The organism is Paraprevotella sp. (assembly GCF_986071375.1).
This window is the reverse complement of sequence record NZ_CFQRNQ010000013.1, coordinates 1-22,543: the sequence shown is the minus strand read 5'-3', so window position 1 is coordinate 22,543 and position 22,543 is coordinate 1. Positions and strand designations below refer to the sequence as shown.

Sequence of the window (22,543 nt, the reverse complement as noted above, 5' to 3'; positions counted from 1 at the left end):
TACTATATTTATCTTCGTTATTCTTGTATTTTTCAAGTTATTAGCATAACTTTGTCCTGTCAGTTTATCTCTTACGAAGAGACAAACCAACGACATAATAAAGCCCCAATGCTCTAATCTTCAAAATAAAAAATGCCGTTTTAGCATAAAAAAACAGCTAAAACGGCTTTTATTATCTTAACACCTCTATCAAAATCAATAAGCAGCTTCGAGCACCGTAGTGTAGATAGACCGCATCAACAAATCATCTTCTTCCGAATAGTCGGAGAAACTTTCCAACACATTGACACGATTCCCATAGAAAACGGCAGTGGCAGTTGCTCCGTCATATTCCTCACCAAAGTCATAGGCATAAATGACACCATTGGCCTTGTCCTCCCATCTCCAATAGGAAAGCTCCACAGAACCATCGCGGAAAAATTGCAAGTAAGTACCTGCTTGCGAGAACAGCACACGTTCCATGGCTTCACTTCCCACGTCGAAGATGTCTTCTTCCGCCCAATCTATGCCGTAACTGTTCACATAGGTAGTCACTTGGTCGGCATCCACACGATAGATGGCATCATATACATTCACCTTTTCCATATAATACTGTGCACGTTCTTCCACGGCCGTCCACATACGGCAAAGATTTCCGGAATTTCCCGTCAACTCATCGTCCACGTTCACAGCCTTTTGTACAGGTACCTCGGTCTCCACTCCATCATAGCCTATCATTTTAAAAGCTGTGATATTACCGTTTCCGTCCCGTCCTTCCACAACCAATGTACCAAGCCCTTCCAAACTGTATTCATTTTCAATAACTTGTTCAAAACGCCCTGCTATCAACATCGTGTTCTCAATATTGCGGCTGAACACAGGACGGTGATTGAACAAACCGGCCACTTTCGTAGCCTTGCGTGCCGTAGCTTTCACGCCATAAGGATAGGCGGCAGCCTTTATCGCCACATATTGCCCGTCAGCTGTCAGTTCGATAGAACGGTAAGGAATTTCAGAGGTATTGATTTCATACTTTCCGCTCACGTCCGCATAACGTGCAGCATCGGGCAAATCGACAGGAGCAGAAGTGTCATATTCGGGAGCAGACTGAGGGATGTCACCGCCTCCTTCGCCTTCACCGCCAGAAGTCCCGGGACGCAAAAACACCTCTTCATAACCATCCTCATCCACAGCCACCATTTTAGTATCTGAGATAGAAACAATCGTCCAACGCATCACTTCGCCATCGGCCGAAACGGTCACGGTCTTAGAAGCCGCATCATAAGTGAACGAAAACGGATACCGTTCACCTTCCTCCACTATCACGCCACTTCCGTTAGCATTAAATGTAATTTCATCTCCATACCACAACCATGTACCCAACAACTCTTTAGGTGCTCCCACATCACCTTCATCGTCATCGTCGCAAGACACAAAACTTACTCCCACCATTAAAGCCAGAAGTAACATCCATAAATAACTTAGCTTTTTCATAATACCTTGTTTTTAATTAATAAATAATCGCACTCTTCCCAAGAGAGCGACTGACAATGCAAAAATACCATAATTATTTGAGAAAGAAGAAAGAACAATGCAAAATATTTTAGCATTGTCCAACAAAATGAGCAAGCTGTTTTAAATCACGTGATTTAAAACCATAGTCTGGAATTCATTCATAATGTTTTAAATACGTCAGTCGCTCTCTTGGGAAGAGAGCGACTGATATTTTTTTACTTTCGCAGAACAAGCCTATACTGTCAGACGGTTTACGATTCACATCATCCCTGCATATCGGCTCTCATTCCAAGTAGCCCTGTTCTTTCAATTCCTTTGCTGCACTCTCCAGTTCCGTGTACCATTCTTCGCCGAAACGGCGTATGAGCGGTTCTTTCAGGAAACGGTAAACCGGAAGATTCAAATGCCCGCCCTTCATCACGGCCATCTTGCATACATCCCAACGATGGTAGTTCAACGCCACACAACCGCCAATCTTCTTCAAACGAATGGGGTAAAGATGGCAGGACAACGGTTTGTAGAACGAGATCTTCCCTTCGCGGTAGGCTTTCTCCAAAGCACAATAACAATAACCGCGCTCGTCATAACACGTGAACACGCAATCTTTCCCGTTGACAATACTGGTGACCATATCTCCGTCTTCATCCGTGTAAACCACGCCCTGCCGGTCGATCACAGCCTGGGCCGAAGCCGACAACCAAGGCCATACCACCGGCAAAGCCTCTTCCAACTCGGCCACTTCGTCCAATTCCACAGGAGCACCCGCATCTCCCTCTATGCAACACTCCCCCTTGCAGGCATCGAGGTCGCAACAAAACTTCTCGCTCAAGCAATCGATAGAGATAATGGTATCGTCTATCTGAATCATAGGTATACGGTCGTTCTTCATGACATCCTACCAATTTATCGGTGTTTCCCCATGTTGCTCCAAATAAGCATTGGCCAAGCTGAAATGCCTGTTCCCGAAAAAGCCATGATAGGCAGACAATGGAGACGGATGGGCCGAAGCCAATACCAGATGGCGGCTACGGTCTATAAACGCCCCTTTCTTTTGGGCATAAGCCCCCCAAAGTATAAAGACCAGATGTTCGCGTCCCTCGGCCAACGCCTTGATGGCGGCATCGGTAAACTCCTCCCATCCCTGACGCTGATGCGACCCGGCCTGGTGGGCACGTACCGTCAATGTGGCATTGAGCAACAACACACCTTGTTCAGCCCAACGGGCCAGATTGCCACTCGGAGGCACCGGTACCCCCAAATCATCATGTATTTCTTTAAAAATATTCTGCAAGGACGGCGGAAAGGGGACTCCGTCATTGACAGAAAAACACAAACCATGCGCCTGCCCCGGCCCGTGATAAGGGTCTTGTCCGATAATGACCACCTTCGCCTTGTCATACGGACAGAGGTTGAAAGCATTAAAAATCAACTTTCCCGGAGGATAACAAGTCGTCGTACGATACTCCTGACGAACGAAATTCGTCAACTTCACGAAATAAGGCTTCTCAAATTCCGGAGCCAAATGCTGTTTCCAACTCGGTTCTATTTGTACATCCATAAACTCTTTCTTTATACCTACAAAAATAAAGCTTTTTTTCGGTAATCCGGAGATTTATTCCCGTTTTTGAGACCATAGGCGCATCAAAGGCTCCTCAACGCCATGATAGAGAAGAAATGCCGACACCCAAGAGAGGACAAAAAAGGGCAAAGCCTCCACGCCCCTGAGTGCGGAAGCCTTGCCCGGGATTCATGAATAAAGTAAAATTAATCTTTTATCAAGTTCTGGCCCGTCATGTCGGAAGGTTGTTCCAACCCCATGATATGCAGGATGGAAGGTGCCACATCGGCCAAAATACCATTCTCCACCTTAGCCTGCTTATTGGCTGTCACGTAAATGAACGGCACTGGATTCAACGAGTGAGCCGTATTGGGCGTACCGTCCGGATTGATGGCATTGTCGGCATTGCCGTGGTCGGCAATAATGATGGTCTCATAGTCGGCAGCCTTGGCTGTCTCCACCACTTCCTTCACGCATTCGTCTACGGCCTTCACCGCCTTTTCGATAGCCTCGTAAATACCCGTATGGCCCACCATGTCGCCATTGGCAAAGTTCACCACGATGAAGTCGTACTTGTTCTCCTTGATGGCAGCCACCAGCTTGTCTTTCACCTCGTATGCACTCATCTCCGGTTTCAAGTCGTATGTAGCCACTTTCGGAGACGGAACCAAGATACGGTCTTCTCCTTCGAACGGAGTCTCGCGCCCACCGTTGAAGAAGAACGTCACGTGTGCATATTTCTCCGTCTCTGCCGTATGCAACTGCGTCTTGCCCTGTTTGCTCAGGTATTCACCCAACGTGTCCTGCACGTTCTCTTTCGGGAAGAGGATGTGCACGCCCTTGAAACTGGCATCGTACGGTGTCATACAATAGTACTGCAAGCCCGGTATTGTCATCATGCCCTGTTCCGGCATGTCCTGCTGAGTAAGCACCACAGTCAGTTCCTTGGCACGGTCGTTGCGGTAGTTGAAGAAAATCACTACATCGCCTTCCTTGATTGTACCATCCACCGTAGAATTATTGATAGCTTTCACAAACTCATCGGTTACGCCTTCGTCATAAGATTCCTGCATGGCAGCCAACATGTCCGTTGCCTGCTTACCTTCACCTTTCACCAAAAGGTCGTAAGCCTCTTTCACACGTTCCCAACGCTTGTCGCGGTCCATGGCGTAGAAACGGCCGATGATGGAAGCAATGACGCAGCCCGTCTTCTCGCACTCGGCCTGCAACTGCTCGATGAAGCCCTTTCCGCTCTTCGGGTCGGTGTCACGCCCGTCCATGAAGCAATGCACGTAAGTATGCTCGATGCCGTAAGTCTTGGAAATGCCGCACAGCGTGAACAGATGGTCCAACGAAGAGTGCACGCCACCGGTAGAGGTCAATCCCATCAAATGCACGCTCTTACCGTTCTGCTTGGCATATTCGTAGGCTGAAACGATTTCAGGATTCTTCAAGATGCTGCCGTCGGCACAGGCACGGTTGATTTTCACCAAGTCCTGGTACACGATACGGCCTGCACCGATATTGAGGTGACCCACCTCGGAATTCCCCATCTGTCCGTCGGGCAATCCCACGTTCTCACCCGAAGCCTGCAACTGCGACATCGGATAATTCTGGGCCAAATAGTCCATATACGGTGTCGGGGTGTTGAAGATTACGTCACCCTTGCCGTGATTACCCATTCCCCATCCGTCGAGAATCATTAAAAGTGCTTTCTTTGCCATAATTTTATATTTTTTAGAATGATTATTCTTTCCGTTATCCGTGCAAAATTACGAATAGTTTTCGAGAATATTCCCGCCTGCGAAGAAATTTCACACCTTTTATCTCTATGCCTTTCCCATGCCTCTTGGTACAATGGGACAAAAAGACAAAACTTTTTCAAACCTCTGCCATTCGTTTCAGCGATGTGCAGAGAACGGAAAATCAATCTGCGCCAAACGAAAAATCAGTCTCAGCCGATTGATTTTTCGTTTGGCGCAGAAAAAAAATCGAATTTAAGGAGAAACATAACACGTTTATAAACAAGTCATTGCAAGCCGTCAGCATTTCAAGTCAGACCGTCTTCAAAGCCCTCCGACCGTACCGTTTATTTCAATCCCGCACGACGGCATTGCACCATCGTCAGTGCAAACCAACCCAAGAACAAAAAACGGACAAAAGGAGAAAACGGGAACGGAAAAACCATCAGGACAAAAGCCATTTGTGCATGAAGAAGATGCAGCGTCTGCAAAGGAGTGACGCAAGTTTCCAACAAACGGCTGTAGAACGCAGAAAGGGAGTGCACCGCCTTGCTGCGCAAACAATAACCTTTGAAAGCCGCAAAAACGGAAGGACGGGAAGCCGCATACTGTCCGGAACGGACGGAAGAGGACGGCAGAATCATTTCTTTCTTCATCATCGTAAAGTTTTAAAGGTTGAACTTCATGGTGCAAAGAAACGATGCCGTCGTGTCAATCTACGACACAACACCGGTTTTTTTTGTTAAATCTTTGATTTTCTCCCGCAAAAACAACTTGAATTCGGGCGACTCCAACACTTCCACGTCTTCAAACAGCCCCAACACGAACCGCCCCACGCCCTGAAAACTGCACACATCCGTCGACAACAACCAATGGTCCGCCCCGTCGGGCTGCAACGAGCGGATGGCCTGCGGGCATTCTTCCTTCAACAAGCTGCACGCCAAACGGCCGAGCCGCAACACGACCCGGCGGCGTTCCTCGCCACTGAAACGGAACAGGTCGGTATACACCATCGCATGCTGTTCTTCGTGGCTCCACAATAAATCCAAGACTTCCACCCTGCCGATACGGCTCACTTTGAACGTCTTGTTCTGGCCGCTTTGCAGTTCGTAACAACGAATCCCGTCATGATGGTCCAGAAACAAATAGGGTTCCACCACACGGTTGCTCGTCCGGTTGCTGTGCGCAGAACTGTAATCGTGCAACACCACCTGACGGTGGAGTTTCACGGCCTCGTACAACTGCTGAAGCTTTTCTGCCTGTCCCGGGTCGGTTTCCACCGCATTCAATATCCCGAAATCATAGATACGCTCCAGTTTATGGCGCAAATGACGCACCTGTACATCCGTACCGGAAGCCATGTCGAGCACGTGCCGTAACGTGAGTGCCTCGTCTTCGGTGAAATGAACCAACTGGGTGATTTCCTTAAAGAAAGGCGACGACTTATCGAGACGGTAAACGCTACCTTGCTTGACCACCTCGAAACCGATGTCGCGGAACAGTTCCAGGTAACGGTACAACGTGCGGCGGCTCATGTCCAGCTTGCGGCACAGTTCGTCCAAGGAATATTCACGGTTTTGCGTGAGCAACACCATCAGCCTCAACTGCCGTTCAAAAATACCCAGTTCCATCGGTCATCGCCCTTTCGTCTCGTCGGGAGCAAAGAGTTCCATCTGTCCGTCTCCCAACAGGTTATAACTCATCCGGTGGTAGGGTGTCACGCCATGGCGGCGGATGGCTTCACGGTGCGCCTTGGCCGGATAACCTTTGTTGGAATCCCAATGGTACACAGGATATTCCTCATGCAAGCGGAGCATGTAATCATCGCGGTAAGTCTTGGCCAAAATGGAAGCGGCGGCGATACTCATATATTTCCCGTCACCTTTCACCACGGTGGTATGCGGCAGGTCCCGGTAAGGCTTGAAGCGGTTCCCGTCCACCAAAAGAGCCTCCGGACGAACGGCCAACTGGTCGAGTGCCCGGTGCATGGCAAGGAACGAAGCATTGAGGATATTGATTTCGTCGATTTCCTGCGGCGTGACGACGCCTACGGCCCATGCCAACGCGTCCCGCTCTATCTGTCCGCGCAACAAATACCGCTTTTTTTCGCTCAACTGTTTGGAGTCGTTGAGCATCTCATTGCGATAGTCTTTCGGCAGGATGACCGCCGCAGCATACACTGCCCCGGCCAGACAGCCGCGCCCGGCTTCGTCAAGGCCGGCCTCTATCAAATCTGGATTTAAATACGGTAATAACATGGTGGCAAAGGTACGGCAAAGAAACGAATAATAAGGTAACGGAGATGTAAACTTTTCTATTTTTGGTGTAAAAATTCCCCTGCACAAAGCCGAAAAGGAATAACTTTGCATGGTCGGTTCAGACCGGCAACATTTTAAAATCCATTCAAAAGACTTGTAAACCATGACAAAGAAAACCACAATGGCATTATGCTTAGGCCTGAGTTTAAACTTCGCCTTTGGAGCCGTATTGCCACAAGAGGGACAGGGTCCCTTGTTCCGTTCCACGGACAAACAACTGGAAGAGACGTTCAATTGGGCTTGCAACATGGCCATGTCGTATGCGCATGACGGGAACGACCCTGTGGGCTATTGGTATGAAGCGGCACTGCCCCAACGCGGAGCGTTCTGCATGCGGGACGTATGCCACCAATCCGTAGGGGCACAAATACTAGGCCTTGCACGGCATAACAAAAACATGCTGACACACTTTGTGGAAAACATCAGCGAAGAGAAAGACTGGTGCACGTATTGGGAAATCAACCGCTACAACCAACCTGCTCCCATAGACTATAAAAATGACAATGAGTTCTGGTACAACCTCTGCGCCAACCCGGACGTAGTGCAGGCATGCCTGAAAATGTATGAATGGACGGGGGACAAGGATTATCTGGAAGATACCCGTTTTACGAACTTCTACGACAAGTCGCTAGACGAATACATCACCCGTTGGCAACTCTCCCCGGAGGAAATCATGTCGCGCCCCCGGTTCATGAACCTTCCCGAGAACTTTGACCCGAACTACAATTTCCATGCCTGTCGGGGCATAGCCTCTTACGTGGAAAACTTCCACGGACTGAGCGTGGGCGTGGACTTGATTGCATCGCTCTATGCAGGCTACACGGCGCACGCCCGGATGGCTCTCATGAACGGACAAAAGAAAAGGGCGCGGAAGGACAAGAAAACCGCCGAGGCTTACCGTAATCTGTTGGACACGCAATGGTGGGACGCAGCCCACAACCGTTACCAAACCTTCTGGACAGAAGAACACAAATTCTACCGGGGCGAAGGCATCCCCTTCCTGCTGTGGTTCGGTGCCGTAAGCCGTCCTGAGCGCATCCGCGCTTCGGTGGAGGACATCCTACAAAAAGAGTGGAACGTGGAAAACCTGTCGGCCTTCCCTGCCCTCTTGTACCGCTATGGCTACCTGTCGGATGCCTACCGCATACTGGTAAGCCTGCCCCATGTGGACCGTTGCGAATACCCCGAAGTGTCGTTTGGTGTAATAGAAGGTATCGTATGTGGGTCGGCAGGCATCTTGCCTTCTGCATCCGAAAGCAGCATCGGCACATGCTACAGGCTGGCGGACAAGGGGCAAGACATTGAAGTGGGGCGTCTTCCCGTATTCGACGGCCATATCACCTTGAGGCATTCCGGTGCGGCAAAAAGCCGGTTGGAGAACCATACAGGGCGGAAAATCACATGGAAGGCCGCCTTCCCGGGAGCCTATTCCAAAGTGAAGGCCGGCAAGAAGACTTACAAGACCATTCAAACGGAGGATGCCAAAGGCAATGTGACCTCCACGGCCTCCATCCCGTTGGAAAACGGTGACAGCCTGACTGCCGAGGCTTTGAAAATATGAAAAAGGCATTTTACTTCCTCGCGACCTTGCTCCTCCTGTCTTGCCACCACGCGTCCCAAAAAGGACATACGGTTTCCGTCCGCATCGACCCGGACGAAGCAGAAAACTCCATTGCCGCCGACGAGTGGTTGGACACGGCCGGTTGCGCCCTCATCCCCCTGGCCGACACGGAGAAACCGATAACAAACGCAGCCCTGCTCAAGACGCACGGGGGCAAGATATACATTCTGGACGAAGAGACACATTGCCTGCATGTATTCCACGCGGACGGGACACTCGACTTCTCCATAGACCGGCGCGGAAAGGCAGGCAACGAATACTTGTGGCTCTCGGACTTCCATGCCACGGACGAACGTCTTTACCTGTTGGACCATATCGGGCAAAAGATTCTGGAATGTGACACACTGGGGCGGTTCATCCGGAAGAGGAACATAGACGACTTTTATGCCAACGGCATTTCTGCCACAGACGAAGCCTTGTTCCTCGTCAACGAAGGCAGCACGCCCAAAGCCGGAGCCTTCCATGTATTCCAGTTCGACCATGAAGGCACATTTCGGAACAAGTTCATCCCCTTCAATCCGGACAGGGGTTTCGGGTCGGGCAAAGAATATGACACGGACGGACAAGGAGACCTCCTCTTCTGCCAGGCTCCGGACGACACCGTGTTCCTCGTCACGCCGGAAGGATGCACGCCCCTCGTGCACATCGACTTCGGGCGGCACGCCCTCCCGGAGGAATACCATCACCTGAACCTATTGGAAATCATGCGTAAGGGACTCTACCGGCAATACGTGACGGGCATCGACAGGATTTTCGGGAACGGAAAGCTTGTTTTCCTGCAATACCATTACGGTGACGACTGGAACTGGATAGTCTACGACCGTGAACGGCAGGAAGTGGTGAAGCATGGGCGGACGTTGGATGTCAACCACACGTATCGCATCGAACTGTGTGAGTTTGCCATGGAAGACGGCTATGTATACGAAATCTGCCCGGCTTTCGACTTCCTCATGCACGTGGAGCATTTCATGCCGCGCATATCTCCCGAACCGCGCTACCGGGAAGAACTGGAAGAAACGGCCGCACGGCTGACGGATGCCTCCAACCCCGTACTAGTCCGCTACAAGTTCAAACAAGCGGAATGAAAAGGGATTTTATCGCCATTTTCACGGGATTGAAACAAGAAGCAGTCACCTTTGCCAAATCCATCTTGTTATGCTTACGGTTCAACCGAAGAAGAAGCTTACGAAGTACTCTATACCCTGACGCACGAAGAAAGGGAAATGTACACGTGGGAGGAGTGGAACTAAAAAGCGTATCAAACCATCCGTGCCCCGAAGACTTGGTGTTATAACCTGTCCTCGGGGCACGGATGTATAACTAAAGAGGAAGCCTCAGAACATCTTGGCGACCCTTTCGATGCCTTCGGCCAGGGCGTCCACCTCCTCGAGGGTGTTGTAGAGGCCGAAGGAGGCGCGCACCGTGCCCTCCACGCCCAGGCGGCGCATCAGCGGCTCGGCGCAATGGTGCCCCGTGCGCACGGCGATGCCCAGGCGGTCGAGCAGCGTGCCCATGTCCAGGTGGTGGATATCGCCCACCAGGAAGGATATGACGGCATCCCGCTCCCCGGCTTCGCCCAATATGCGCATGCCGGGAATGCGGCGCATGCGCTCCAGTGCATAACGGGCCAGTTCCTGCTCGTGCGCATGGATGCTGTCCATGCCCAAGGCGGCGACGTAATCGAGGGCGCGCGCCAACCCCGTGGTGGCCACGTAGTCGGGCGTGCCGGCCTCAAACTTGAACGGCAGTTCATTGAAGGTGGTACGTTCGAAAGTGACGTGCCGGATCATCTCTCCGCCTCCCATATAAGGCGGCAGACGGTCGAGCCACTCCTCCTTACCGTAGAGTACGCCTACACCCGTAGGTCCGTAAATCTTATGCCCGCTGAAGGCGAAGAAATCCGCGTCGAGCGACTGCACGTCTACTGCAAAATGCGGAGTGCTCTGCGCACCGTCCACTAATACGGGCACGCCGTGGGCATGGGCGGTTTCAATCATCCGGCGTATGGGATTGACCGTGCCCAACACGTTGCTCACGTGCGTCACGCTGACGATGCGCGTGCGGTCATTAAAAAGCTGCTCGTATTCGTCCAACACCAGTTCGCCACGGTCGTTTATCGGAACCACCCGCAGCTTGATGCCCCGCCGTGCCTGCAGGAGTTGCCAGCTCACGATGTTGGAGTGGTGCTCCATCTCGCTGAGGATGACTTCATCGCCTTCGCGCATGAAGGCCTCGCCAAAGCAGGAGGCCACGAGGTTGATGCTCTCCGTCGTGCCGCGCGTGAACACAATCTCGGCCGTCGAACGGGCATTCAGGAAGCGGCGTACCGTCTCGCGGGCCGCCTCGTGCAGCTCGGTGGCCTGCTGCGAAAGGAAGTGCACGCCCCGGTGCACGTTGGCGTTCACGTTGTAGTATTCGTCCGTCATGGCTTCCACCACGCAGCGGGGCTTCTGCGTCGTGGCCCCGTTGTCCAGGTAGACCAACGGGCGGCCGTAGACCTCGCGCCCCAGGATGGGGAAGTCTTTCCGTATCTCTTGTATGTCGTACATCTTTCTCTTATTTACATAGTTTGCATCCCGAACAACGGCTCAGCTCGCCACGGAAACGCTTCTCCACCAAATGGTGCAGGCGGTCGCGCAAGGCCTCCAAGGAGATGGCGTCGATGACTTCGCCCGCAAAAGCGAACTTGAGCAACATCTGTGCCTCTTCGCGGCTGATGCCGCGCTGCTGCATGTAGAACAGGGCTTGTTCATTCAGCTGTCCCACCGTGGAACCGTGGCTGCACTTCACGTCGTCGGCATAAATCTCCAACATGGGTTGGCTGTACATGCGGGCTTCCTTGGTGGCACAGAGGTTGGCATTGCGTTCGTTCGACACCGTATGCTGCGCACCCTGCCGTACCAGAATCCGTCCGGCAAAGGCGCCTACGGAACGTTCGTCCATCACATATTTATACAACTGGTTGCTGACACAATGCCCGGCACGATGGTCTATCAGGGTGTTGTTGTCCACGCGCTGCTCCTTGTCGGCTATCACCAGGCCGCAGAGGTTCGACTCGGCTCCTTCGCCGTCCAACACCAAATCGGTACGGTTGCGCGTCTGGCCGTTGTGCAACGTAATGTTGTAGAGGTTCACCACGCTGCCGCGCTGCTGACGCACATACATGTTGCTGAAACGCCGGTTCTTCACGTGTGTCTCCTCCAATTCATACAACTCCAGACGGGTGTTCTCTGCTGCGAAGACTTCCACCACTTGGGTGGTCAGGAAATTGCAATCGTCCATCGCATGGTCGCAGAAAAGCAACCGCACCTGGGCGTTTTCTTCCAATACGACCAGTACGCGGCGGTTGGCCATCAGGTCCACGTCGGAACGCAGGATGTTCACCACCTGCAACGTGCGTTCCACCACCACGCCACGCGGCACGTAAATGAAAAGTCCGTCTTGCACCAACATCGTGTTCAGCGCGTTAATCGCGTCTTTCTCCGTACGGGCCAGTTTGCCGTAGCAGGCCGACACCCGGTCGGGATAATCCTCGGCCGCCTGCTTCAGGGAGCATACCACCACGCCTTCGGGCAACGCGGCGGCCGGAAGTGCCTTCCGGTAGAAACTGTCATTAACCATGAAATAGAGTGAAGTGCTCAGGTTCGGCACATCACAGCGGAAGGCCTCGTAAGGATTGACGGGAAACTCTACCCGGTTCAGGTTCAGCCCGTAGTCCGGCGCAAAGGCCGCCGAGACATCCGTATACTTATAGCGTTCCACTTTCTGCGTAGGGAAACCCTGACGGGTGAAATCCTCAAAAGCCTTGTCGCGCAAGGCATTCAACGCCACTGCACTATGGCTGTCGAGCATCTCCCGGCATCCGGTGAAAATATCCATGTATTGTTGTTCGCTATTCATTGCCGCTCAAGTTTTTAAACGGCCGAAGTTTCGGCCTTGATCCAATCGAAACCCTTGTTTTCTATCTCCACGGCCAGTTCCGGGCCTCCGCTTTTCACGATGCGTCCGCCGAGCAGCACGTGCACCACATCCGGCTTGAGGTAGTCCAACAGGCGTTGGTAGTGGGTGATGACCAAAGCCGAAGTTTCCGGCGTGCGCAGCTTGTTGAAACCTTCGGCCACGATGCGCAAGGCATCCACGTCCAGTCCGGAATCCGTCTCGTCGAGGATGCTCAATTTGGGTTCGAGCATGGCCATCTGAAATATCTCATTACGCTTCTTCTCCCCGCCGCTGAACCCTTCGTTGACGGAACGGTTGGCCAACTTGCTGTCCAGTTCCACGACCTTACGCTTCTCACGCATCATCTTCAGGAAATCTCCCGCGCTCATCGGTTCCATCCCGTGATACTTGCGTTTGGCATTGATGGCCGCACGCATGAAGTTGACCATCGACACGCCGGGAATCTCCACCGGCTGTTGAAACGACAGAAAGAGTCCTTCGTGCGCCCGTTCTTCCGGTTTCATGGCCAACAAGTCCTTGCCGTTGAACGTCACGCTGCCACTCGTCACCTCGTATGCGGGATTTCCCACCAACACATTGCTCAACGTGCTCTTTCCGGCTCCGTTCTGCCCCATCAGGGCATGTATCTCCCCCGGATTCACCGTCAGGTTGATACCCTTCAATATCTCTTTGCCATTGATGCTGGCATGCAAGTCTTTTATCTCTAACATAATGTCTGTCTTTTAAGTTTGTCTATCCTACCGTGCCTTCCAATGACACATTCAGAAGTTTCTGCGCCTCTACGGCAAACTCCATCGGCAGTTTGTTGATTACGTCCTTGGCATAACCGTTCACAATCAGTCCCACGGCCTCCTCGGTAGGGATGCCGCGCTGGTTGCAATAGAACAACTGTTCTTCCGAAATCTTCGACGTGGTGGCTTCATGCTCCACGATGGCCGTCTCGTTCCGTACGTCCATATAGGGGAAAGTATGCGCCCCGCATTCGCTGCCTAACAACAGGGAGTCGCACGAGCTATAATTGCGCGCCCCGTCGGCTTTCGGCGCCACACGCACCAACCCACGATAGGAATTCTGGCTTTTGCCGGCCGATATGCCTTTGCTGATAATCGTGCTCTTCGTGTCGCACCCCAAGTGAATCATCTTTGTGCCCGTATCGGCCTGTTGGTAATTGTTGGTCACAGCCACGCTGTAGAACTCAGCTTGGGAATGGTCTCCGCTCAGGATGCAACTGGGATACTTCCACGTAATGGCAGAACCTGTCTCCACCTGCGTCCACGAAAGCTTACTGTTCGCCCCGCGCAGGTGCCCTCGCTTCGTCACTAGGTTCAGCACGCCGCCGCGCCCTTCGGCATCGCCCGGATACCAGTTCTGCACCGTGCTGTACTTCACCTCTGCGTTTTCGTTCACCACGATTTCCACAATGGCCGCATGCAACTGGTTCTCATCGCGCATCGGAGCAGTACAACCTTCCAGATAGGACACATAGCCCCCGTCGTCGCACACGATGAGCGTACGTTCGAATTGCCCCGTATTCCGCGCATTGATCCGGAAATAAGTGGAAAGCTCCATCGGGCAACGCACGCCTTTGGGGATATAGACAAAGGAACCGTCGCTGAACACTGCGGAATTCAACGCCGCGAAATAGTTGTCACGGTAAGGGACCACCGAACCTAAATATTGCCTTACCAAATCCGGGTACTCACGCACGGCTTCGCTGATGGAACAGAATATGATGCCGCGCTCCGAAAGTTTTTCCTTAAAGGTGGTCTTCACGGACACGGAGTCCATCACGGCATCCACCGCCGTACCGCTCAGTGCCAGGCGTTCCTCCAACGGGATTCCGAGCTTGTCGAAGGTTTTCATCAACTCGGGGTCTATCTCGTCCAAAGACTTCGGCCCGTCCTTCTTCATGCCCTTCGTCGGGTCGGCATAGTAGGAAATGGCCTGGTAGTCTATTTCCGGTATCTTCAGGTGAGCCCACGACGGCTGTTCCTGCGCCTGCCAGTAGCGGAAAGCCTGCAGGCGGAATTCAAGCAGCCATTCCGGTTCTTCCTTTTTGGACGAGATGAGACGCACCACATCCTCGTTCAGGCCACGCTCGATGATTTCGGTCTGCACGTCGGTACTGAAACCGTACTCATATTTCTTGTGCGCCACCTCACGGACGAACTGGTTTTTCCCTTCGTCCGGTCCTTGCCCGTCCTTGGGAACGTCCCCATTTCTCTTATCTTCTTCTTTCTTATACATTTCTTTCATATCCTCTCACTTATAGCCAAAGAGAGGAATGCCCCATAAGTACACCTCATGACCGCATTCCTGCCCTTCATCGTATTATGTAATAAGGTAAATAGCTACCTTAACTGCTTTTTCGGGTCTTGCCCGAAGGCCGGTGAAGCCGCATCCTCCACAGCCCGGACCACATGAATCTTGCACACGTCGAACAGCTTGTCGGACATGGCACGAACCGGATGATACAAACGGGAATGCCCGACCGTCGGACCGGATATCAGATGTATCCTGAACGCGACATTCAACGCGCAACTCAGAAATACCATGTATTTCAATCCGCCCAACAAAGCTCCCCCCAAACGGTTCAATCCTCCTAATTTCACGGTTTCCACGGCTTTAGTCAACATATACGCCAACAGCGACAGCCCGACCGGAACACCAATCCACAGAAAGATGAATGCCAACGCCCGTCCTACGGATACGTCGCTTCCTATATAAGGAGCTATCCAATCGCCCAACGCGGAATAAAGCATGAAGGCAACCCACAGCCCCGCCAAAAACCCCACAATGGAGACGACTTGGCGAAAAAATCCGCACATCAGCCCCTTGACAAAGCCCGCCAAGACCACGGCCAGAATCAGGATATCCAGCGCATTCATCACCTTTTTACAGCTTGGCCTTGACCTCCACCTCTTGATAGGTTTCAATCATGTCGCCTTCGCGCAAATCGTTATAGTTCACCAGACTGATACCGCACTCGAAGTTCGTGCCCACCTCTTTCACGTCATCCTTGAAACGTTTCAGGGCATTGATTTGTCCGGTGTGTACCACGATACCGTCGCGAATCACGCGAGCCTTGTTGCTACGCTGCACTTTTCCGTCGACCACGTACGCACCGGCTACCGTACCCACCTTGCTGATATGGTAAACCTGACGCACCTCCACCGTGGCCGTCACTTCTTCTTTCACTTCGGGAGCCAACATGCCTTCCATGGCAGACTTCACCTCCTCTATCGCGTCATAAATGATAGAATAAAGGCGGATGTCGACACCTTGTTGTTCGGCCATCTTGCGTGCCGAAGCCGAAGGACGGACCTGGAAACCGATGATAATGGCCTCTGAAGCCGCTGCCAAAGCCACGTCGCTCTCGGATATCTGTCCCACGCCCTTATGAATCACATTGACAGCAATCTTTTCCGTAGACAACTTGATCAAAGAATCGCTCAAGGCTTCGATGGAACCGTCCACGTCTCCCTTCACGATGACGTTCAACTCTTGGAAACCACCCAAAGCGATACGGCGGCCCACCTCGTCGAGCGTCAGGATCTTCTGCGTGCGCAAACCTTGCTCGCGCTGCAACTGTACACGTTTGTTGGTAATCTCACGTGCCTCTTGTTCCGTATCCATCACATGGAACGTGTCGCCTGCTGTCGGCGCCCCGTCCAGACCCAGAACCGTGGCCGCCTGAGCCGGGCCGATTTCCTTCACACGTTGGTTACGCTCATTGAACATGGCCTTCACGCGGCCGTAGTTCGTACCGGCCAACACGATGTCGCCTACATGCAACGTCCCGTTCGACACCAGTACCGTCGCCACGTAACCGCGCCCCTTGTCCAAAGAAGACTCGATGATGGAACCGGTCGCCTTACGGTTCGGGTTGGCTTTCAAGTCGAGCATCTCGGCCTCGAGCAACACCTTCTCCAACAACTCTTCCACGCCGATGCCTTTCTTGGCTGATATGTCCTGGCTTTGGTATTTGCCTCCCCAGTCTTCCACCAAGAAATTCATGGCCGCCAATCCTTCTTTAATCTTATCGGGGTTAGCCGCCGGCTTGTCCACCTTGTTGATAGCAAACACGATAGGCACGCCTGCCGCCATGGCATGGTTGATAGCCTCTTTCGTCTGCGGCATGATGTCGTCATCCGCCGCAATGATGATGATGGCAATATCCGTCACTTGTGCACCACGGGCACGCATGGCCGTGAACGCCTCATGCCCCGGAGTATCCAGGAACGTAATATGCCTTCCATCCTCCAACGTCACGTTATAGGCACCGATATGCTGCGTGATGCCTCCGGCTTCCCCGGCAATCACATTGGCATTACGTATATAGTCGAGCAAAGAGGTCTTGCCATGGTCTACATGCCCCATGACGGTCACAATCGGGGCGCGCGGCATCAAGTCTTCCTCATCGTCTTCCTCTTCATTCACCGCTTCGGAAACTTCCGCACTGACATACTCCGTCTTGAAACCGAACTCCTCGGCCACCAGGTTGATGGTCTCGGCATCCAGACGTTGGTTGATAGACACCATGATGCCGATGCTCATGCAAGTCCCGATGACCTTCGTTACCGGGACGTCCATCATCACGGCCAATTCGTTCGCGGTAACGAATTCGGTAAGTTTCAGCACCTTGCTTTCTGCTGCCTGTTCTTCGAGCTGTTCTTCCATGGAAGCCCGGGCATTCTCCCGCTTTTCCTTACGGTATTTGGCTCCCTTTCCGGCTTTGCTCTTGTTCGTCAGGCGAGCCAACGTCTCTTTTACCTGCTTGGCTACGTCCTCGTCAGATACCTCCGCCTTGATGACCGGCTGTTGGCGGTTCTTGTTCTTGTTATGTTTGCCGCCTCCCTGACCGTTCGCCCCGGGCGCATTGTCCCGTTTTTTCCCGTTCTGTTGGCCCGCCACGGCATTCACGTCCACACGTTCCTTGCCGATGCGGACGCGTTTCTTTTTGCTTTCGGACGCATTCTGTCCCCCTCCGCCCTGGCGCGGGCGGTCGCCGCCTGCCTGGCGGTTCTTTTCTTCACGCTCCTTGCGTTTCTCTTCCTTCGTCTTTTTCTTAGGACGGGTAGACTGGTTCAAGGCCGACAAGTCTATATGCCCCTTCACCTTGAGTTGGGGAGCGGCCTGCGCCGTATGGTTCAGGCGGAACACACCGTCCGTTTCCGTACCGATGGCATTGCTCCTTTCCTGCAGGAGTGCCGCCTTCCGGTCCACGGAGTCCTCCTTCCCGGCCCGGGGGGGCCCTGCCTGTTTCGGTTCCTGTCCTGCCACGGGCGCTTCCGCTTTCACCTCAGCCGGACGGGCAGGAACCGGAGCCTCCTTTTTCTCCGGAGCAGCAACCGGCCCCCGCGCCCCCAGGTTATCCAAGTCGATATGCCCTACGACTTTCGGCCCCTTTCCTAGTCTGGCCTCGGTCGCTGTCTTGATCTCCACCGGCTTCTCTTCGGGAAGCGCGATGGTCGCTTTCTTTTCTTTGTGTTGCCGCTTACGGCTGACGGCAGCGGCATCGTCCCTCAACCCCTTGTCCTTCTTGAACTCGGCCACCAACATCTGGTACTGTTCGTCGGAGATTTTGGTGTTGGGATTGGCTTCCACGTCGCTGAAGCCCTTTTTCTGCAGGAACTCGACGGCAGTCTGGAGCCCTACGTTGCATTCTTTGGTTACTTTATTTAGTCTTATGCTCATACTTGTGCTTATTCTTCCTCAAATTCTTCTGCTAAGATTCTCAATACCTCGTCCACGGTCTCTTCCTCCAGATCGGCACGGGATACCAACATTTCACGCGGCGCGTTCAATACGTCTTTAGCCGTTTCCATGCCGATACCCTTCAGCGCGTCTATGATCCACTGGTCGATGTCGCCCACGAACTCGTCCAGATAGATGTCGTCGCCTTCTCCTTCGGCCCCTTCTATTTCACGGAACACGTCTATGGTATATTCCGTCAGCATGCTGGCCAATTTGATGTTCAACCCGCTCTTTCCGATAGCCAACGAAACCTGGTCGGGATTCAGGTAGACTTCCGCCTTGCGCTCCTCTTCGTGGATGCGCACGCTGTTCACCGTGGCCGGGCTTAACGCGCGGGTAATGAACAGCGAAATGTTCTGCGTGTAGTTGATCACGTCGATGTTCTCGCCGCGCAACTCGCGCACGATGCCGTGCACGCGGCTTCCCTTCACGCCCACGCAGGCTCCCACCGGGTCGATGCGGTCGTCATAGCTCTCCACGGCAATCTTAGCACGTTCTCCCGGCATGCGCGCAATCTTGCGCACCGTGATCAGGCCGTCGTGTATTTCCGGCACCTCGGCTTCCAGCAAGCGTTGCAGGAAGACGGGGGAGGTGCGGCTCAGGATAATCTTGGGATTGTTGTTCGTATTGTCCACGCGGGCCACCACGGCGCGCACGGCCTCGCCCTTGCGGTAAAAGTCGGAAGGTATCTGTTCCGTCTTGGGCAATATCAGCTCGTTGCCCTCGTCGTCCACGCAGAGCATCTCCTTTTTCCATATCTGGTACACCTCTGCGCTCACGATCTCGCCCACACGGTCCTTATACTTGTTATACAGGCTGTCGTGCTCCAGCTCCAGGATCTTGCTGGCCAACGTCTGGCGCAGGGTCAGGATGGCGCGGCGGCCGAACCCCGCAAAGTCCACATTCTCGCTCACCTCTTCGCCCACTTCGTAATCCTCGTCAATCTGGCGTGCCTCCGTGAGGGAAATCTCCCGGTTGCCGTCCTTCACCTCCCCGTCGGCCACGACCGTGCGGTTGCGGTAGATTTCAAAGTCGCCCTTGTCCGGGTTCACGATCACGTCGTAGTTGTCGTCCGAGCCGAAGAGCTTGGCGATGACGCTGCGGAAACTCTCCTCCAACACGCTCACCAACGTGGCGCGGTCGATGTTCTTCGTCTCCTTAAACTCTGCAAATGTATCAATCAAACTGATGGTTTCTGCTTTCTTTGCCATGGTTCCTATTTAAAACTTATTGAATACTTCGTGTACTTTATTTCGTCATACCGCAGTGTAACCGTCTCTTCCACCCATTTCGGGCGCTTCTCCCCCTCCAGTTTCCTCTTGACCTTCACCGTCACCTCGAAACTCTCCGGGCCGGCAGCCGTCAGCACCCCGTGGAGCTTGCGCCCGTCGGCCGTGAGCACGTCCACCTCGCTCCCCACATGGTTCACGTATTGCTGCAGGACCTTGAACGGCTGCCCTATCCCGGCGCTGCCCACTTCAAGTTCATAGTCCTCTTCCTCGCGGCTCAGGCGGCTCTCGATGAAACGGCTCAGCTCCACGCAGTCTTCTATCCATACCCCTTCGGCGTGGTCTATCTCCACCACGATGCGGTCGTCCGCGCTCACGGCCACGTCCACCAGGAAGTAATCCCGGCCCTCCAGCCATTCTTCCACTAACCCTTTTACAATGCTCTTTTCTATCATGCGATTACACTATTAAATGCAAAGTGAGGAGCCTTGTCAAGCCCCTCACTTCATCATACGACTGCAAAAGTAGGCAAAAAGCATCAATCTGCCAAGCTTTCAAACAGTTATTTTATATCATTTGAGAAAATCCGGTTCAAAAGGCTTCCATAGACACCGTTTCGTCATGGTTTCGCAACACGACACGCCCGCCTTCCGAAGGCAATTCGAACGAACTGACCGCATCTGCTTCCGGGCGTACCACCATCAATAAATTCTCTTTATCAGGCACCGCCACGACAACTTCCAATGAATCTGCGGCCACCCTTCGGCTAAACGCCACGCTGTCATTGATTTGAAGCAGCACGCTATCGCCCCGGAAACCTTCATCCAACGATATCCGATACTCCGTCCGTGCCTCTTCCGTTCCATGCGTCCCGTCAGGGAAACACCACATCCAGAAGAACACGACAACCGCCAACACGACTACGGCCATAGCCATGATACCGAACATGATGCCCTTGTTAGGATTCGCCCTTCTCTTTTTCATTTTTTCACCGGTTTAAGCAAACTTGCATAACGTTCCGTATCTGTCAAAATCTCTAAAGCGGTTTTCAAGTCCTTATCCGCTTTCAACTGTTGTTGGACCACCCCGCGCCTAAAATAATAACGGGCTACGATATCACTTTCCAACACCGACTTGATTTCTTCCTTGTTTTTCGGGACTTCCAAGTCGGCAGACACACCGCCCTTCATCTTTGCAGCCAACGCCTCGAATTCCGGCTTGGCTCCCTCATAGCATCCCTCGAAGCGAGCTGTCCGCTCCAACAATTTCATCATTTCCTCTGTACGACGCTTATAAGTAAAATCACTCCCTTCCACCATCTTCACAAAATCAGCGTAATCCGCATCCGTCAAGGAAAACTCCCCGGCCGGCGCAATGGCAGCATGCGTCTGCACATAATGGTTGACGTAGTCCAACAACACATCGGAAGTGGCTATGTCATAAACGATGGACGGAAGACTGTCCGGCGTAATCACCACGTCCGGCTTAATGCCGCCACCGTCGCGAACCTCGCGGCCACCGGCCGTCTTGAACGCTTTCGTCAGACTGTCCGGCAAAGTCTTCGCAGAGCCGTCCGGATTCAAATGACGGTAGTCATACGCCTGGATACAGCGTCCGCTAGGAATATAATAGCGGCTCGTCGTCACCTTCAGACTTCCGTGATAAGGCACCTCACGAATCATCTGCACCAACCCCTTACCGTAAGTACGCTCACCGACTATCACGGCACGGTCCCAATCCTGCCATGCCCCGGAAACGATTTCGGCCGAGGATGCCGTAGAACCGTCTACCAACACAGCCACCGGAATATCCACGTCCAAGGGTTCTTTCTTCGTGTAGTGTTCCGAATTGACCGAAGCCAACTTGCCTTTCGTGTACACGACCTTCTGTCCACGGGGCACAAACAAGTTCGTCACCTCTACGGCCTCGCTCAACGGTCCGCCCGGATTGCCACGCATGTCTATCACCAACGCCTTGGCACCCTGCTCCTTCAAATCGACCACGGCCCGGCGGACATCGCGCGAACAACCGTCAACAAAACGTTCGAAATAAATATAACCGATACCGTCTGCCACCATTCCGTAATAAGGCACGGGGGGCATCGCGATATTCCGGCGCGTAATCTTGAACGACAAAGGATGTTCCACTCCGGCACGCTTCACCGTCAGTTCAAAAGTCGTACCTGCATCGCCCCGTAAGTTTTCGCTTACTTCCTGCGTGCTCTTTCCTTTCATATCCTTTCCGTCGATGGACAGAATCAAGTCCCCTCCTTTCACTCCGGCTTCTATGGCCGGGCTGTCTTCCTGGGGTTCTATGACCATCACCCGGTCTTCTTTCTTATAGAATCGGATCACAGCCCCTATTCCGGCATATTTCCCGGTAGTCATCTCTTTCAGTTCATCCATTCCTTCTTCCGGATAATACACCGTGAAAGGATCCACCTGCCGCAACATGGCATCTATCCCCCATTCTATCACCGTATCGGCCGACAGGGAATCGACGTAGAACATATCCAGTTGCTTATAAATGTCATTAAAGATTTCCAGATTCTTTGAAATCTCGAAGTTATGGTTACTGTCCTTTTGGGCGGACACGGGAACGGCCGACATGCAGCAAAGCCCCACAGCTAAGAATATCTTTTTCATACCGCAAATTTAATCATTTCAACCATACGGTAGCAAAATATGGAGACAAGTATTCCTCCGGCTTATGATTTTTTCATTTTAAAGTCATTTTTTTCACCAATAAATTGCACAATTCAAAAAATACCACTACTTTTGCATCGCAATTAAGGGGAATGCCCCAGACTGCTTCAGTAGCTCAGTTGGTTAGAGCACCTGACTGTTAATCAGGGGGTCGTTGGT

The 22,543-nt window shown here is 52.8% G+C and carries 19 protein-coding genes; 2 read left to right on the top strand and 17 right to left on the bottom strand.

The genetic code is table 11. The annotated features are described in order from the left end of the window. Positions 1–195: 195 nt before the first annotated feature. The 7 genes from AC5RDV_RS08390 to rnhB form a co-directional block, all read right to left on the bottom strand. Positions 196–1,473: a hypothetical protein gene (locus AC5RDV_RS08390; RefSeq protein WP_282748404.1), complete on the bottom strand. Its 1,278-nt coding sequence runs from the start codon at positions 1,471–1,473 to the stop codon at positions 196–198. Positions 1,474–1,777: 304 nt separating this feature from the next. Next, a complete protein-coding gene (locus tag AC5RDV_RS08385) occupies positions 1,778–2,362 on the bottom strand; it encodes a DUF3109 family protein (protein ID WP_172604771.1) in 585 nt (194 codons plus the stop codon). Between the two features lie 27 nt (positions 2,363–2,389). Further along, entirely contained in the window at positions 2,390–3,052 is a 663-nt protein-coding gene (gene ung / locus AC5RDV_RS08380) for a uracil-DNA glycosylase (RefSeq protein WP_130893867.1), read from the bottom strand. A gap of 206 nt (positions 3,053–3,258) precedes the next feature. Further along, positions 3,259–4,776 (bottom strand): 2,3-bisphosphoglycerate-independent phosphoglycerate mutase, encoded by a 1,518-nt coding sequence (gene gpmI, locus AC5RDV_RS08375; RefSeq protein WP_282746782.1) that lies wholly within the window; start codon positions 4,774–4,776, stop codon positions 3,259–3,261. 365 nt (positions 4,777–5,141) lie between these two features. Beyond that, positions 5,142–5,453, bottom strand: coding sequence for a hypothetical protein (locus AC5RDV_RS08370; protein WP_008628947.1), 312 nt, complete (start codon positions 5,451–5,453; stop codon positions 5,142–5,144). Between the two features lie 57 nt (positions 5,454–5,510). Further along, the gene (locus AC5RDV_RS08365; protein ID WP_282746783.1) at positions 5,511–6,425 is read right to left on the bottom strand and encodes a helix-turn-helix transcriptional regulator; all 915 of its coding nucleotides are present in this window, start codon (positions 6,423–6,425) and stop codon (positions 5,511–5,513) included. Between the two features lie 3 nt (positions 6,426–6,428). Then, positions 6,429–7,052 carry a ribonuclease HII gene (rnhB, locus tag AC5RDV_RS08360; RefSeq protein ID WP_008628937.1) on the bottom strand — a complete coding sequence of 208 codons (624 nt, stop codon included), beginning with the start codon at positions 7,050–7,052 and terminating at the stop codon, positions 6,429–6,431. Positions 7,053–7,215: 163 nt separating this feature from the next. Here rnhB and AC5RDV_RS08355 point away from each other — a divergent pair, with 163 nt between their 5' ends. Continuing rightward, complete coding sequence (locus AC5RDV_RS08355) at positions 7,216–8,673, top strand: hypothetical protein (RefSeq protein WP_282746784.1); 1,458 nt, start codon at positions 7,216–7,218, stop codon at positions 8,671–8,673. Beyond that, complete coding sequence (locus AC5RDV_RS08350; protein ID WP_282746786.1) at positions 8,670–9,818, top strand: DUF4934 domain-containing protein; 1,149 nt, start codon at positions 8,670–8,672, stop codon at positions 9,816–9,818. The genes AC5RDV_RS08355 and AC5RDV_RS08350 overlap by 4 nt, the downstream gene beginning before the upstream one ends. A gap of 249 nt (positions 9,819–10,067) precedes the next feature. Here the strand turns inward: AC5RDV_RS08350 and AC5RDV_RS08345 are convergent, their stop codons facing one another. The 10 genes from AC5RDV_RS08345 to AC5RDV_RS08300 all read right to left on the bottom strand — a co-directional run bounded on the left by AC5RDV_RS08345 (position 10,068) and on the right by AC5RDV_RS08300 (position 22,324). Further along, on the bottom strand, positions 10,068–11,282 hold the full coding sequence (locus AC5RDV_RS08345; protein WP_282746788.1) for an aminotransferase class V-fold PLP-dependent enzyme: 1,215 nt from the start codon (positions 11,280–11,282) through the stop codon (positions 10,068–10,070). Positions 11,283–11,289: 7 nt separating this feature from the next. Further along, positions 11,290–12,633 carry a Fe-S cluster assembly protein SufD gene (gene sufD, locus AC5RDV_RS08340; protein ID WP_282746790.1) on the bottom strand — a complete coding sequence of 448 codons (1,344 nt, stop codon included), beginning with the start codon at positions 12,631–12,633 and terminating at the stop codon, positions 11,290–11,292. Between the two features lie 14 nt (positions 12,634–12,647). Then, complete coding sequence (gene sufC / locus AC5RDV_RS08335; protein ID WP_008628924.1) at positions 12,648–13,403, bottom strand: Fe-S cluster assembly ATPase SufC; 756 nt, start codon at positions 13,401–13,403, stop codon at positions 12,648–12,650. Positions 13,404–13,425: 22 nt separating this feature from the next. Continuing rightward, positions 13,426–14,949 carry a Fe-S cluster assembly protein SufB gene (sufB, locus tag AC5RDV_RS08330; protein ID WP_130893861.1) on the bottom strand — a complete coding sequence of 508 codons (1,524 nt, stop codon included), beginning with the start codon at positions 14,947–14,949 and terminating at the stop codon, positions 13,426–13,428. Positions 14,950–15,044: 95 nt separating this feature from the next. Further along, entirely contained in the window at positions 15,045–15,581 is a 537-nt protein-coding gene (locus AC5RDV_RS08325) for a CvpA family protein (RefSeq protein ID WP_282746794.1), read from the bottom strand. Positions 15,582–15,588: 7 nt separating this feature from the next. Continuing rightward, positions 15,589–18,390 (bottom strand): translation initiation factor IF-2, encoded by a 2,802-nt coding sequence (gene infB, locus AC5RDV_RS08320; RefSeq protein WP_282746796.1) that lies wholly within the window; start codon positions 18,388–18,390, stop codon positions 15,589–15,591. Positions 18,391–18,398: 8 nt separating this feature from the next. Then, positions 18,399–19,661, bottom strand: coding sequence for a transcription termination factor NusA (nusA, locus tag AC5RDV_RS08315; protein WP_008628917.1), 1,263 nt, complete (start codon positions 19,659–19,661; stop codon positions 18,399–18,401). A 5-nt stretch (positions 19,662–19,666) separates the two neighbouring features. Continuing rightward, entirely contained in the window at positions 19,667–20,134 is a 468-nt protein-coding gene (gene rimP, locus AC5RDV_RS08310; RefSeq protein WP_130893857.1) for a ribosome assembly cofactor RimP, read from the bottom strand. A 136-nt stretch (positions 20,135–20,270) separates the two neighbouring features. Continuing rightward, positions 20,271–20,663 (bottom strand): hypothetical protein, encoded by a 393-nt coding sequence (locus AC5RDV_RS08305; RefSeq protein ID WP_282746799.1) that lies wholly within the window; start codon positions 20,661–20,663, stop codon positions 20,271–20,273. Then, positions 20,660–22,324, bottom strand: coding sequence for a S41 family peptidase (locus tag AC5RDV_RS08300; protein WP_008628911.1), 1,665 nt, complete (start codon positions 22,322–22,324; stop codon positions 20,660–20,662). Before AC5RDV_RS08300 ends, AC5RDV_RS08305 begins: the two co-directional genes overlap by 4 nt. Positions 22,325–22,543 lie beyond the last annotated feature (219 nt).